Origin of the sequence: Streptomyces sp. LUP30 (genome assembly GCF_001746365.1) — a bacterium.
Classification (GTDB): domain Bacteria; phylum Actinomycetota; class Actinomycetes; order Streptomycetales; family Streptomycetaceae; genus Streptomyces.
The window spans coordinates 59,148-72,634 of sequence record NZ_MJAJ01000033.1; the positions used below are offsets into that span (position 1 = coordinate 59,148).

At 73.7% G+C, this 13,487-nt stretch carries 11 protein-coding genes and 1 pseudogene; 8 read left to right on the forward strand and 4 right to left on the reverse strand.

Translation table 11 applies throughout. The annotated features are described in order from the left end of the window. Nucleotides 1–50 precede the first annotated feature (50 nt). Nucleotides 51–2,153, reverse strand: a complete 2,103-nt coding sequence (locus BG482_RS25035; RefSeq protein WP_079142118.1) for a WD40 repeat domain-containing protein — start codon at nt 2,151–2,153, stop codon at nt 51–53. 172 nt (nt 2,154–2,325) lie between these two features. Here BG482_RS25035 and BG482_RS45400 point away from each other — a divergent pair. From BG482_RS45400 to BG482_RS25060, 6 genes and pseudogenes are all read left to right on the forward strand, one after another. Continuing rightward, nucleotides 2,326–2,526 (forward strand): annotated as a pseudogene (locus BG482_RS45400) (PucR family transcriptional regulator ligand-binding domain-containing protein); the annotation flags it as partial. Nucleotides 2,527–2,589: 63 nt separating this feature from the next. Beyond that, nucleotides 2,590–2,760: a hydrophobic protein gene (locus BG482_RS45405; protein WP_069767885.1), complete on the forward strand. Its 171-nt coding sequence runs from the start codon at nt 2,590–2,592 to the stop codon at nt 2,758–2,760. Between the two features lie 364 nt (nt 2,761–3,124). Further along, nucleotides 3,125–3,967 (forward strand): UbiA family prenyltransferase, encoded by an 843-nt coding sequence (locus BG482_RS25045; RefSeq protein WP_370745877.1) that lies wholly within the window; start codon nt 3,125–3,127, stop codon nt 3,965–3,967. A gap of 264 nt (nt 3,968–4,231) precedes the next feature. Then, nucleotides 4,232–5,320, forward strand: coding sequence for a type III polyketide synthase (locus BG482_RS25050; RefSeq protein ID WP_069771383.1), 1,089 nt, complete (start codon nt 4,232–4,234; stop codon nt 5,318–5,320). Further along, a complete protein-coding gene (locus tag BG482_RS25055; RefSeq protein WP_069771384.1) occupies nt 5,317–5,835 on the forward strand; it encodes an isoprenylcysteine carboxyl methyltransferase family protein in 519 nt (172 codons plus the stop codon). The genes BG482_RS25050 and BG482_RS25055 overlap by 4 nt, the downstream gene beginning before the upstream one ends. Nucleotides 5,836–5,847: 12 nt before the next feature. Then, nucleotides 5,848–6,903 carry an NAD(P)/FAD-dependent oxidoreductase gene (locus BG482_RS25060; RefSeq protein ID WP_069771385.1) on the forward strand — a complete coding sequence of 352 codons (1,056 nt, stop codon included), beginning with the start codon at nt 5,848–5,850 and terminating at the stop codon, nt 6,901–6,903. Between the two features lie 193 nt (nt 6,904–7,096). Here the strand turns inward: BG482_RS25060 and BG482_RS25065 are convergent, their stop codons facing one another. After that, complete coding sequence (locus tag BG482_RS25065; protein WP_069771386.1) at nt 7,097–9,040, reverse strand: ABC transporter ATP-binding protein; 1,944 nt, start codon at nt 9,038–9,040, stop codon at nt 7,097–7,099. 2 nt (nt 9,041–9,042) lie between these two features. Beyond that, nucleotides 9,043–9,213 carry a hypothetical protein gene (locus tag BG482_RS44120; protein ID WP_176741456.1) on the reverse strand — a complete coding sequence of 57 codons (171 nt, stop codon included), beginning with the start codon at nt 9,211–9,213 and terminating at the stop codon, nt 9,043–9,045. Nucleotides 9,214–9,295: 82 nt separating this feature from the next. Between BG482_RS44120 and BG482_RS25070 the strand changes: the two genes are divergently transcribed. Both BG482_RS25070 and BG482_RS25075 read left to right on the forward strand, forming a co-directional pair. Then, nucleotides 9,296–10,261, forward strand: a complete 966-nt coding sequence (locus BG482_RS25070; RefSeq protein ID WP_069771387.1) for a lysylphosphatidylglycerol synthase transmembrane domain-containing protein — start codon at nt 9,296–9,298, stop codon at nt 10,259–10,261. A 417-nt stretch (nt 10,262–10,678) separates the two neighbouring features. Next, nucleotides 10,679–11,776 carry a mechanosensitive ion channel family protein gene (locus BG482_RS25075; protein WP_069771388.1) on the forward strand — a complete coding sequence of 366 codons (1,098 nt, stop codon included), beginning with the start codon at nt 10,679–10,681 and terminating at the stop codon, nt 11,774–11,776. Between the two features lie 14 nt (nt 11,777–11,790). Here the strand turns inward: BG482_RS25075 and BG482_RS25080 are convergent, their stop codons facing one another. Then, nucleotides 11,791–13,332, reverse strand: coding sequence for a M1 family metallopeptidase (locus tag BG482_RS25080; protein WP_069771389.1), 1,542 nt, complete (start codon nt 13,330–13,332; stop codon nt 11,791–11,793). Between the last annotated feature and the right edge of the window lie 155 nt (nt 13,333–13,487).

The following is a 13,487-nucleotide window of genomic DNA, read 5'->3' on the forward strand; positions in this document are numbered from 1 at the left end:
GGGGAGCGGCCGCCGACGGCAGGGAGCGTCCGTCGGCGGCCGCCGTGCGGTCAGCGGTGGGTCAGGACCGCGATGTCCGAGCCGAAACCGACCACCAGCCGCCCGTCCGGTGCTACCGCCAGTACCCTGACTCCCGCGGGAAAGACGTACGCGCCGGTCTGCTGCCCCGTGGCCGCCTCCCACACCCGCACGATTCCCTCGTCGCCCCCGGCGGCGACGACGAGGCGGCCGTTCTGCATGCCCACCGCCCCTGCCCGCACGTCGCCGGTGAGTCCCGTCATGGGCTGCCCCAGCGGTTCGCCCGCGGCCAGGTCCCACAGATGGACGGCATGCGACCGGTCGCCGGTCACGATGACGCTGCGGCCCGCGAGCGTTTCCAACGCCAGGGCCCGGAGTCCGTCCTGCCGCGGCTGCACGCCGATCCAGGCGCTCGTGGTCAGGTCCCACACGCGTCCGGTGTGGGTCACGGCGACGAATCGGTCCTCCCGTGCCGCGAAGAACTGGATGGACGCGCTGGCGTACTCCGTCGTCGACCGTCCGTGCAGCTCTTCCCCGGTGGTCAGGTCCCACATGCGCACGGTCTCGCTCCGGTCGCGCGTGATCAGGGTGGGGCGTCCCGTCACGGTCGCCACGGTCAGCAGGTCCACGACGCCCGTCTGCCCCGCCAGGGGTTCCCCGATCTGTCGCCCGTCGTCGAGGTCCCGGATCCGCAGGTCGTCCGAGTCCGCGGTGACGACGACGCAACGGCCGTCCAGGACGGCGGTGGCGAACTTCTGCACGGGCCGAGCCGGGCCGTCCGGCCTGCTGACCGTGCCCCTCTCGCCGTCGAGGTCCCAGACGCGGACCGATCCGTCGTCGCCGCCGGTGACGGCGAGGTGACGTCCCTTCACCACAGCCGTCGCCACTCCGCGCACGGTCGCTTCGTGGCCGACCAGCGGCAGGCACAGGTGCGTGAGCGTCGACAGATCCCACACCTGGACGGGCCTGCGGCCGGAGTATCCGACGAGGGCGGCGGGGCGGCCGTGGAGCATTCGCACGGCAGCCGTCTCCACGAACCCGGCCGGCACGGGCTCACCGACCTCCTCGCCCGTGACCAGGTCCGAGATGCGCACCTCGTAGGCGTCGGCGCTCACGGCCAGCGCACACTCGGACGTCGGGTCCGTCGCCAGGACATGCGTCATGGCGTTGAGCTCCATGGTGGCGCAGACGCGCATCCCCCCGTCCGTGGCCGCGGGAGGCTCCTCGGCGTGGTGGTCGCTCCGGGCGCCGATCTCCTGTCCCGTGATCAGGTCCCACACCCGGACGGCTCCCTCGGCGTGACCGGTGAGAGCGACCGGACGGCCGTCCGGTGCGGCCGTCGCCAGGGCGGAGACGTGGCCCGTGCGGATGGTCAGGAGCTCATCGCTGCGGGTGAGGACGGCCGGATCCCACACCCGCACCACGCCGTCGGTGCTGCCGCCGACCACGACGGGACGGCCCTCCACCAGTCCGGTCGCGAGCAGGGTGACCCAGTCGTCGTCGCCGACCCGGAACGAACCGGCGAGCTCTCCCACGGCGAGGTCCCACACCCGGACGGTCCCTTCGTAACCGCTGGTCACCGCCATGGGACGGCCGTCCAGCACCACCGTCGTCAGGGCCCGCACCGCGCCGGTGTGTCCGGTCGCGACCTTGCCGAGCTCACGGCCGGTGGTCAGATCCCACCAGTGCAGCGTGCCGTCCTTGCAGCCGGCGACCGCCAGTCCACGGTCCGCCACGACCGCGGTCGCCACCGCGCCCACCTCGGCCGGGGCGGGCAGCGCACACCGCAGCCGGGAGTCGAGGCCGCTGCCTGTGGCCCACTCCACCACCCAGGAGCCGTCGGTCTCCTGACCGACCGGCACCTCGGCGATGTCCCTCGCCAGCCCGGGGTCTCCGTACCGGGCGGCGTCCAGCGCCAGCACCTGCCGCCGCACCCGCGCGCCGGCGTCACGATGCACATGCCCGGACGCCCGGTACACGGCGGCGGCCGACGTCTCCCGTCGCCCGGCAGCGCCGTCCAGCGCCGCCAGGACCTGCTCCGGGTCGCCGTGCACCAGCCACCCCGGATCGGTCAACCGTCCGCCCACCGCCCCGGCCTCAGAGGCCGGAGCATCGCTTCGGAGATCTTCAGACATGGCCGGCACGGTAACCACCCCGCCGACCTCGCCGCACGCAGGAAGGCGAACTCCAGTGGCGATATACGTAGTTCCACGCACCTGCCAAGGTCTGGACGCCTCCTGTCACGGTGCCGACCAGGTACGAGGAAGGGTGTGCCTCACCCCTTGGATGAAAGCATCCCTGATGCTGATGAAACATCCCTCACCCGGGCGTTTCCTTGCAGTTCGGGACGTCCTGGAGCTACCCGTACTCGTCGAAGGACTGCCGCGCGTCCTGGCCGGCGCGTCCCGGCTCAGCCGCGCGGTGCGCTGGGTGCACGTCACCGAACTGCTGAACCCCGCCGACTTCCTCGAAGGCGGCGAGTCGGCGCTGACGACCGGTGTGCCGTACCCCGAGGACGCCTCGTGTGTTCCTGGATTTGCCGGGCACCAGGACCGCTGGAGGTCGATAACTATGGTTCCCCTGCTTCTCGTTCTGCTTCTGGCCCTGATCCTGTTCGGCGCGGGCTTCGCGCTCAAGGCACTGTGGTGGATCGCCGTCGTCGTGCTGGTCGTCTGGCTGCTCGGCTTCGTCATGCGCAGCGCGGACACCGGCGGCCGCCGGGGCCGCTGGTATCGCTGGTAGCCCCGCGCACAACCGCCGTCCTGTGGGCCCTTCCCGGGCACGATGCCTCATAGCTGGGGCCCGGTGGAGCAGCGGAACCTGCGCCTCCAACCACCGGACCCCAGCCGCACCCGACCGCGCACCCTTTCGGGGAGCGGCGACGCCGCCCGGGTCCACCGGATGCCGGAGTGCCTCGTGTGAGCGGGCGGGCGGCGTGGCAGCGATGCTGCATGCCCCTCATGGTCACCCGCACGACGGGAAGCAGCGGCTCTGCCGGACGACGCCCGCGCCCCGCACCTGCCGTGCCCACGGCCGCAGCGCGCTCGCGCCCGGTGTGCGGCGTGCCCGGTACCGCCCGTGACCCGCGCGGCGGGGCGGGCCGCCCGTGCCCGTGACGACCCGCGCGCTGACGAACCTGCCCGGACCGCCCGCCATGCCCACGCTGCTCGCCGCAGCTCACGGCGGGCCGGCCCTCGCGGTCACCGTGGTCGCGGGCCTGCTCGCGGTCCGCGGCGGACTGCGTCCGCTCGACGCCGTCGTCGTCACCGCGGCGGTGTTCACCGGCCAGCTCACCGTCGGCTGGGGCAACGACCTGCTGGACCTGCGCCGCGACCGCGCCGTCGGCCGCACCGACAAGCCGTTGGCCGTCGGCAGCCTTCCGGTCGGACGGGCGGCGGCAGCCCTGGTCGTGGCGGCCGTCGCCTGCCTGGTGCTGTCCGCGCTCGCCGGCTGGCGCACCGCGCTGGTCAACGCCACCCTGGCCACCGGCGCGGGACATGCCTACAACCTCGGGCTCAAGGCGACCGTGTGGTCCTGGGCGCCCTACGCCTGCGCCTTCGGGACCCTGCCCTCGGTCGTGACACTCGCCGGCCCCGACCGGGCGTGGGCGCCGTTGTGGATGACCTGCGCCGGTGCGGCTCTCGGCGTGGGGGCGCATCTGCTCAACACGCTGCCCGACCTCGCCGACGACGAACGCACCGGCGTCCGTGGTCTGCCGCACCGGATCGGCGGGCGTCGCTCCCGCGTCCTTGCCGCCGTGCTGCTGCCCGCCGCCTCGCTGCTCACCGTGCTCGGACCGGCAGGCAGGCCCCCGGGGTGGGCATGGCCGGTTCTCGCCCTGGTGATCGTCCTCGCGGTGCTCACCCTGGTGACCCGCGGTCGTACTCCCTTCCGGGCCGCGGTCGCCATCGCCCTGGTCGACGTCGTGCTGCTCGTGGCGGCCGGCTGATGGCGCCCTCGCTCGCCGCACCGCCCTCGTGGCGGCCGGGCCGCGCGTCCGCTGCCCGGGAACCCGGCACGTCTCGCGTCCCGCCGGGCCACGAGGGCGGCCCGGGCGACGGGCGCGGCCGGCAGCCGGTCGGGAACCGGTGTGGCCGAGCCACAGACCGGGTCCCGCCGATCAACGGCCCCACCCGGGCCCCCGCCCCCCGGCCCCCGTCCCCGCACCCCTGCGCCCCACCGCCCAGCCGATCAGCCGACCCCAGGAGCCAGCATGACCATGCGCGTCCTCAGCGTCCGCGGCGCCCTGCCCGAGCCACGACATCGTCAGGAGGAGATCACCGAGTCCTTCATCGCCGCGTCGGCCGGGGACGGGGCCGACCGCGGCCTCGTGGAACGGTTCCATCGCAACGCGTGCGTCGAGACCCGGCACACCGTGCTCCCGCTGGGCGAGTACGCCCGACTCGGCGACTTCGGCCGGTCGAACGACGTCTTCATCCGGGCCGGCGTCGAGCTCGGCGCCCGCGCGGTCGTCGACGCGCTCAAGGACGTCGGGCTCACACCGGCCGACGTCGACTACATCGTGTCCTGCACGGTGACCGGCCTGGCGGTGCCCTCGCTGGAGGCCCGCGTCGCGGCGGAGATCGGGCTGCGGCCCGACGTGGTGCGCCTGCCCCTCGTCGGCCTCGGGTGTGTGGCGGGCGTGGCCGGCGTCGCCCGCCTGCACGACCTGCTGCGCGGCCGGCCGGACGGGGTCGCGGTGCTGATGTCGGTCGAGCTGTGCTCGCTCACCCTGCAGCGCGACGACTCCTCGGTCGCCAACCTCGTGGCCAGCGGACTGTTCGGGGACGGCGCCGCGGCGGTGGTCGCCGTCGGCTCCGAGCACCCGCTCGCGCAGTCCGACGACCCGGCCCGGCCCGAGGTGCTCGCGTCGCGCAGCCGTCTCTACCCGGACTCGGAGCGCATGATGGGCTGGGACGTCGGCTCCGGCGGACTGCGGATCGTGCTCGACGCCTCGGTCCCGGACCTGGTGCGCCGTCACATCGGCGACGACGTCCGCGGCTTCCTCGCCGACCACGGGCTGACCCGTGACGACGTCCGCTGGTACGTCGCGCACCCCGGCGGCCCCAGGGTCCTCGAAGCGCTGCAGGACGCCCTGGAGGTCGAGCGGGACGCCCTGGGCCTGACCTGGGACTCGCTGCGCCGGATCGGCAACCTCTCCTCCGCCTCGGTGCTGCACGTCATGGCGGACACGCTCGCCGACCGTCCGCCGCCGCCCGGCTCCCACGGCCTCATGCTCGCGATGGGGCCGGGGTTCTGTTCCGAGCTGGTGCTGCTGCGGGCTCCCGGCGGTGAGCGGTGAACAGCGTCGCCGCGTTCACCGCCCTGGTCGTGGCCGTCGGTCTGGAGCGGGTCGCCGAACTGGTCGTGTCCCGCCGCAACGCCGCTCTCAGCCTCGCCCGGGGCGGCGAGGAGTGCGGGCGGGGGCACTACCCGTTCATGGTGGTCCTGCACACGGGACTGCTGGTCGGCGCGCTCGTGGAGGTGTGGACGCGCAGACCGGACACGTCGGCGGTCCTCGCCTGGGCCATGTTCGCGCTCGTCGTGGCCGCGCAGACGCTGCGCTGGTGGTGCATCGCCACCCTGGGACGGCAGTGGAACACCCGGGTGATCGTCGTGCCGGGCGCGGCGCGCGTGACGGGCGGCCCCTACCGGCTGCTGCCGCATCCCAACTACGTCGCCGTCGTGGTGGAGGGGATCGCGCTCCCGCTGGTGCACTCGGCGTGGGTCACGGCCGTCGTCTTCACCACGCTGAACGGGTTCCTGCTCGCCACCCGCATCCGGACCGAGGACGCGGCCCTGACACGACTGGCCTGAAGGAGGCTGCACATGGACCTGCTCGTCGTCGGCGCGGGCCCCGCGGGCCTGGCGACGGCCCTGCACGCGGCCAGGGCCGGGCTCGACGTCGCCGTGTGGGAGCAGCGCGCCGGCATTGTCGACAAGGCGTGCGGCGAGGGGCTGATGCCGGGCGCGGTGGCCGCGCTGGCGGCGCTCGGCGTACATCCGACGGGGCGCGACCTCCACGGCATCCGCTACGTCGCCGGACCGCGCCAGGTCGACGCGGGCTTCCGGGCGGGCCCGGGCCGCGGGGTGCGGCGCACGACGCTGCACACGGCGCTGCGTGAGGCGGTGCTGGCCGCGGGCGTCCGGGTCGAACGGCGCACCGCACGGCGCGTCGGGCAGGACGAGAACGCCGTGTGGGTCGACGGGGCCCGCGCCGGTCACCTCGTCGCCGCCGACGGGCTGCACTCGCCGATCCGGCGGGCCCTGGGACTGGACCGGCCGCACCGGGGCCGCCCGCGACACGGGCTGCGGCGCCACTATCGGATCGCCCCCTGGAGCGACCACGTCGAGGTGCACTGGGCCCGCCATGCGGAGGCCTATGTGACCCCGGTGGCCGACGACCTCGTGGGCGTCGCGGTGCTCACCACCGCCCGCGGATCGTTCGACGACCACCTGTTCGCCTTCCCCGGGCTCCGGGAGCGGCTGGCCGGGGGCGCGCCCGCCGGGCCGGTGCGGGGGGCCGGCCCGCTCCGGCAGGACGTCGGCGCGCGCACCGCCGGCCGGGTGCTGCTCGTCGGCGATGCGGCGGGCTACGTCGACGCGCTGACCGGCGAGGGCATCGCGCTCGCCCTCGCGCAGGCGCAGGCGGCCGTCCGGGCCGTCACCGGCGGCGACCTCGCGGGATATGAGCGGGAGTGGCGGCGGCTCACCCGGCGCTATCGCTGGCTGACCCACGCGCTGCTGGGCGCGACGCGGGCGCCGCCGGCCCGCACGGCGCTGGTGCCTCTGGTACAGCGGGCGCCCTGGCTGTTCCGCGCGGGCGTGGACGCGCTGGCGAGCCCGGCCGGGCGGCGTGGGCGGGAGCGTCTGCCGGGCGGATAGGCGGCGGTCGCCGTGACCGATCGCGGCGACCGGTCACCTGCCACCCGTGCGGCGCGCCGGGACGGGACGGAGAGCGCATGGCCGCCCCGGGTTGTGCGGGTCGGGTTGCGGATCGGGGTGGCCGGGCGTTCGCAGCAGGCTGCGGCAACGCCCTTGCACGGCACCACCCTTGCCGACGTGCGGTCGGGACGGCTCAGAGAGCGGCCCCCTCGGTCACCCCGGTCATCCCCGTCACGTCCGTCACCTCCGTCACCTCCGTCACGTCCGGCCCCTCGGTCGTCCCCGGCTGCTCGAACTGGGTGCGGTACAGCTCCGCGTACCGTCCGCCGTCTGCCAGGAGTTCCTCGTGCGTGCCGCGTTCCACGATCCGTCCGGACTCGACGACGAGGATCAGGTCGGCCGCGCGCACGGTGGACAGACGGTGGGCGATGACGAGCGCGGTGCGGTCCGCGAGGGCCTCGGCGAGTGCTTCCTGGACGGCGGCCTCGGAGGTGTTGTCGAGGTGCGCGGTGGCCTCGTCGAGGATGACGACGCGCTGGCCGGCCAGCAGCAGCCGGGCGATGGTCATGCGCTGGCGTTCGCCGCCGGAGAGCCGGTAGCCGCGCTCGCCGACCACGGTGTCCAGGCCGTCGGGCAGGGAGCGGACCAGGTCGTCGAGACGGGAGCGGCGCAGGGCGTCCCAGAGTGCGTCGTCGTCCGCGCCGGGCCGGGCGAGCAGGAGGTTGGCGCGGACGCTGTCGTGGAAGAGGTGGCCGTCCTGCGTCACCATGCCGAGGGTGGCCCGCAGGGAGGCCGCGCTCAGCTCCCGGACGTCGACGCCGCCGATACGGACGGCGCCCTCGTCGACGTCGTACAGCCGGGGCAGGAGTTGGGCGATGGTCGACTTGCCGGCGCCGGAGGAGCCCACGAGGGCGACGGTCTGCCCGGGATCGGCTCGGAAGGAGACGCCGTGCAGGACCTCGTCGCCCCCGCGGGTGTCCAGGGCGGCGACCTCCTCCAGGGAGGCGAGCGAGACCTTGTCGGCGGACGGGTAGCCGAAGCGGACGTCGTCGAACTCGACGGAGACCGGGCCTTCGGGCACCTCGCGGGCGTCCGGCTTCTCCTCGATGAGCGGCTTCAGATCGAGCACCTCGAAGACCCGCTCGAAGCTGACCAGGGCGCTCATCACCTCCACCCGGGCCCCGGCGAGCGCGGTGAGCGGGGCGTACAGGCGGGTCAGGAGCAGCGCCAGGGCGACGACGGCGCCCGGTTCCAGGGAGCCGCTGAGGGCGAGGCCGCCGCCGAGTCCGTAGACGAGGGCGAGAGCGAGGGCGGAGACCAGGGTCAGTGCGGTGATGAAGACCGACTGGGCGGTGGCCGTGCGGACGCCGATGTCGCGGACGCGGGCCGCCCGGGCGGCGAACTCGGCCGACTCCTCCTCGGGGCGGCCGAACAGCTTGACCAGGGTGGCGCCGGGCGCGGAGAACCGCTCCGTCATGCGGGTGCCCATGGCCGCGTTGAGCGCGGCCGCCTCCCGCTGCATGCCGGCCATCCGGCTGCCCATGCGCCGCGCCGGGATCACGAACACCGGCAGCAGGACGAGGGCGAGCAGCGTGACCTGCCAGGACAGGGTGAGCATGACGGCGAGGGTGAGGACCAGGGTGACCAGGTTGGAGACCACTCCGGAGAGCGTGTTGCTGAACGCGCGCTGGGCGCCGATCACGTCGTTGTTGAGTCGGGAGACCAGCGCTCCCGTACGGGTACGTGTGAAGAACGCGACCGGCATCCGCTGCACATGATCGAACACGGCCGTGCGCAGATCGAGGATGAGCCCCTCCCCGAGCGTCGACGAGAGCCTCCTGCCCAGGATGCCGAGCGCCGCCTCCAGCACCGCGATGCCCGCGATGAGCAGCGCCAGGCGGACGACGGTGTCCCCGTCGCCGTGCGACACGATCGCGTCGACGACCCGTCCCGCGAGGACGGGGGTGGCGACGGCGAGCAGCGCGGTCAGTATCCCCAGCACCACGAACTGCGCGATGCGGCGGCGGTGCGGGCGCGCGAAGGCGCCGATGCGGCGAAGTGTCGCTCGGTCGAAGGGGCGGCGTTCCTGCTGGGCGTGCATGACGCTGTACAACTGCGTCATGGCCGTGGCGTCCATGCTCATGGAAGCGACCGTAGAACCTCTAGCTTCCTTGAGGTCAAGGTTTTCCCCGGGCCCTTTTCCCCAAGGGCCCCGAACGCGACGAATTCGGACACCACGGCCTCGTACCCGAAGTTCTCGTACCCGAAGGTCTCGCACCCGACGGTCTCGAACACGGCGGTCTCGACCACGAAGGACCCGATGACAGTACGTAATGTTCCGTCCCCGCTTCCGCAACCCGTAGTTGGCGCCGCGCGGAGACCCTCTCCGAGTGTGACGACGGTTTCGCTCCCCCCGCTCAGGCCGGCCCGGCGGCTGCCGGTGCGTCAGGCCCTGTGCCTGCTGCCCCTGGTGCTCGTCACCGTGGTGGCGGTGCGGCACCGGTCCGTGCTCGTCGAGGGGTTCGCGCAGCTGCGGCGGGCCGAGTGGCCCTGGCTGCTGGCCGCCGTCGGGGCGACCTGTCTCACCTGGGTGGCGGCGGCGGTGACGCGGCAGGGCGCGGTCGTGGAGCGGCTGCCCGGCCGGCGGCTGCTGGCGACGCAGTTCGCGGCGGGCGCGGCCAACCATCTGCTGCCCACGGGGCTGGGCGCGAGCGCGGTCAACCTGCGGTTCATGACGGTGTGCGGGGTGCCGCTGGCCCGCTCCTCGGCGGCGCTGGCGCTGTACATGCTGGCGGAGGGCGTGGCCAGGGTGGGCCTGCTGGCGGTGCTGCTGCTGGTGTTCCCCGACGCGCTGCGGCTCGGTTCGCTGCTGCCGGACGGGACGCTCGGTCCGCTGCTGGCCGCTCTCGGTGCGGTCGCGCTGGCGACGGCGGGCGCGCTCGCGCTGGTACGGCGGCTGCGGTCGGCGGTGTGCTCCTTCCTGCGCACGGCGCTGGGCGAGGCGCGCTCGGTGCACCGCCGTCCGGCCCGGGTGCTGGCGCTGTGGGGCGGCTCCCTGGCGTTCCCGGTCCTGCAGGCGGCCGGTCTGGCCGCGGTGGGGCGGGCCTTGGGACTGCCGGTGGCGGCGGCGCACATGGCGGTCGCGTATCTCGCGGCCACGGCGGCGGTCGCGCTGGTGCCGACGCCCGGTGGGATCGGTTCGGTGGAGGCCGCGCTGGTGGTGGCGCTGGTGGCGGCCGGCGGCCCGGTGGCCGTCGCCACCGCCGTGGTCCTCGGCTACCGCATCATCACCGTGTGGCTGCCGCTGGTGCCGGGCGCGTTGACGCTGGGGGCGCTGGTACGGATGAAGGTCATCTGAGCCGACCCGGCGCCGGTGCGCTCCGGAGCCGTGATCCGCTCGACGGCACCGGGGCCACCGGTGTGACCGTGCGGCCGGAGCACCGTGGTGGAGGCAGAGAACCTCCCCTCCGACTCCGGAGAGCCCTGCCTGGGCACGTTCTGCGGGGGGCCCGTGAACCGGCCCCGGCGGGCCGGAACCGGTCGAGGGCAGCGGCGGCAGGCCGGGGGCCGAGCTGTGTGATCGCGCCGCCGCGGCCGGTTTCCCGGGTACGAACTCCCGTGCCGGATACGGCAGGATGAGCGGTCGCGCCTCTCCGCGAGCGAGCGGGGCGGGCGACCGCACATCCCGGAACCGAGCAGGTGACATCGTGACGAGACTCCACATCCGGCCGTCGACGGCCCCCGCGGCCGCGCTTCGACTTCGGGGAGGCGACCGGTGAACCGCGCCCTCACCCTGGACGACAGCGTCGTCGCCGGAATCGCCCTGGCGACCGGCCTGTTGGCCGCTTTCCTCTCCCGCACGCTGCTGCGCTGGCTGGCGAAGCACGCCAAGCGCACCAGGTGGAGCGGCGACGACGTCATGGTGGACGCGCTGCGCACCGTGGTGCCGTGGGCCGCGATCGCCGGCGGCGCGGTGGCCGCGGCCGCGGTGCTGCCGCTGACGAAGGCCGTGCAGCACACCGTCAACCAGTGCCTGACCGTGCTGCTGATCTTCGTGGTGACCGTGTCGGCGGCGCGGGTCGTCGCCGGGCTCGTGCAGTCGGTGACCTCCTCGCGCTCCGGTGTCGCCGGATCGGCCACGATCTTCGTGAACATCACCCGGATCCTGGTCCTGGCCATCGGCTTCCTGGTGGTCCTGCAGACGCTGGGGATCTCCATAGCCCCGCTGCTCACCGCCCTGGGCGTCGGCGGTCTGGCCGTCGCGCTCGCACTGCAGGACACGCTCGCGAACCTCTTCGCGGGCATCCACATCCTCGCCTCCAAGACCGTCCAGCCCGGCGACTACATCAAGCTGAGCAGCGGCGAGGAGGGCTACGTCGAGGACATCAACTGGCGTCAGACGACCGTGCGCGCGCTCTCCAACAACCTGGTCGTCATCCCCAACGGCCAGCTCGCGAAGTCGAACATGACCAACTACATGCGTCCCGAGCAGCAGTTGACGGTTCTGGTGCAGGTGGGCGTGGCCTACGACAGCGATCTGGAGCATGTGGAGCGGGTGACGTCGGAGGTGATCGCGGAGGTCATGGCAGGCGTGGACGGCGCCGTGCCGGACCACGAACCCGCCATCCGCTTCCACACGTTCGGCGACTCTCGGATCGGCTTCACCGTCATCCTGGGCGTCGGCGAGTTCAGCGACCAGTACCGGATCAAGCACGAGTTCATCAAGCGTCTGCACCGGCGTTACCGCGAGGAGGGCATCCGGATCCCGGCGCCGGCCCGCACGGTGGCGTTGCAGCAGGGCGCGGTGGTGATCCCGCAGCAGCGCACCGGCGAGGGGGCCGTGCAGGGCGAGAGGTCCGCCCTGCACGACTGACGGCGGCGCCTGGGTCAGAGCGTGGCCGAGTTCTCGTGCCACCGCGCGTCCGCCCGGCGGCGCGGCGCGGTGAGGGACGGCGGCACCGGGGTGACCGTCCAGTCCGGATGGCCGGGCATCCTCGGCGTCGTCGTGCCGTACAGCCAGTCGCGCAGGAAGCCGGAGACGTCCTGCCCGCCGACCGTCGAGGCGACGGCGATGTAGTCCTCGGTGGAGGCCGAGGAGTTGCGGTACCGGGCCAGGAAGGTCCGCTCCACCGCGTGGAAGGCGTCCTCTCCGATGAGCTGCCGCAGCGCGTACAGGACGAGGACGCCGCCCAGGTAGCGCTGGCTGTCGAAGAGGTTGGCCGCGTTCGGCGCGGCGACCGGGCCGGAGGTCTTGCGCCACTGGTCGCCGCGCGCGTAGGTGTCCTTCATCCGGGCCTCGAAGGTGGTCAGGCCCAGGGAGTCCGCCCAGCCGCGCTCGTAGCGGTAGAGCAGCCCGTAGAAGTCGGCGTGGCCCTCGTTGATCCACAGGTCGGCCCAGGTGGCGGGGCTGACACTGTTGCCGAAGTAGGAGTGGACCAGCTCGTGCATCATGTGCGAGCCGATCTTCGGCTCCGGCTGGAGCAGGAAGTTCGGCTTGTACAGGGTGAGGGTCTGGGTCTCCAGGCCGGTGAAGTCGAAGGCGTTCGGGTCGTCGGAGTTGCAGGGCAGCAGTCCGTACGTCTCGAACGGGTAGGCGCCCAGCCGGGCTTCGAGCCACTCGACCAGGCCCGGGGTGAGGGCGAGTGCGGGCTCCAGGGCCTCGGCCCGCGCGGTGGGGACGACGTCGCGCAGGGGCAGTCCGTGCGGCCCCCGGCGCTCCTTGACGACATAGTCGCCGACCGTGATCTGCACCAGCTCGGTGGCGATCGGCGAGCGGGAGCGGTAGGTGTACGCGGTGCGGTCGCCGGCCAGGTTCTCGGTGCACACCAGCGAACCGTTCGCGACGGCGCGCAGGGCGGCGGGGACGGTGATGCGGAAGGTGAAGCGCGCCTTGTCCGAGGGGTGGTCGTTGCAGGGGAACACGGTGTGCGCCGAGTCCGGCTGGGGGCATATCGCGAACCCGTCCGGGGTGGGCACCCACGCCGTGTGCGCCAGGGCGCGCCTCGGGTCGGCGGTGTACGTCACGCACACCGTGACGCGGTCCCGTGCGCGCAGCGCGCGGGCGGGCGTGATCCGCAGCTTCTCGTCCGCCTGCTCGAAGGCGGCGGTGCGCCCGTCGACGCGGACCGTGCGTATGTCGAGGCCGAGGGAGTCGAGGGAGAGCCGGGCGAGGGCCTGCGTGGTGTGCAGCTCCAGCGTCGCCGTGGCGTCCACGAGCGTGGTCGTCGCGTCGTAGGAGAGGTCGAGGTGGTAGGCGGCGACGCGGTAGCCCGCGTTGCCCAGGTTCGGGAAGACGGGGTCGCCGAGCGTCTCGGGCGCCGGGGCGCCGTCGGTCTTCCCGTCGGCGTAGGCCGCGTTCGCCCCCGCCAGTACTGCTGCCGTGCCGATCAGGGCGGCCGCCGGGGCCGTCACTCTGCTGCGATATCTCATGGTCCGCTTCCGCTCGGGCGGCCGGGTGGTCGGTCCGGCCGGGTCAGGTCGACGCTCTACCTGGTTGACCGCGAAAACGGCCTCGTCGGTTGCATCCGGCGGACCCTCCGGTCGCCGCGGCTGTGAGGAGACCCCTGTCGAGCCGATCCCGGGCA

Coding starts and splice junctions, on each gene's coding strand:
- BG482_RS25065 (WP_069771386.1), bottom strand. CDS start 9,040: ATGGACGCCACGGCCATGACGCAGTTGTACAGCGTCATGCACGCCCAG.
- BG482_RS25060 (WP_069771385.1), top strand. CDS start 5,848: ATGGACCTGCTCGTCGTCGGCGCGGGCCCCGCGGGCCTGGCGACGGCC.
- BG482_RS45405 (WP_069767885.1), top strand. CDS start 2,590: ATGGTTCCCCTGCTTCTCGTTCTGCTTCTGGCCCTGATCCTGTTCGGC.
- BG482_RS25035 (WP_079142118.1), bottom strand. CDS start 2,153: ATGTCTGAAGATCTCCGAAGCGATGCTCCGGCCTCTGAGGCCGGGGCG.
- BG482_RS25050 (WP_069771383.1), top strand. CDS start 4,232: ATGACCATGCGCGTCCTCAGCGTCCGCGGCGCCCTGCCCGAGCCACGA.
- BG482_RS25080 (WP_069771389.1), bottom strand. CDS start 13,332: ATGAGATATCGCAGCAGAGTGACGGCCCCGGCGGCCGCCCTGATCGGC.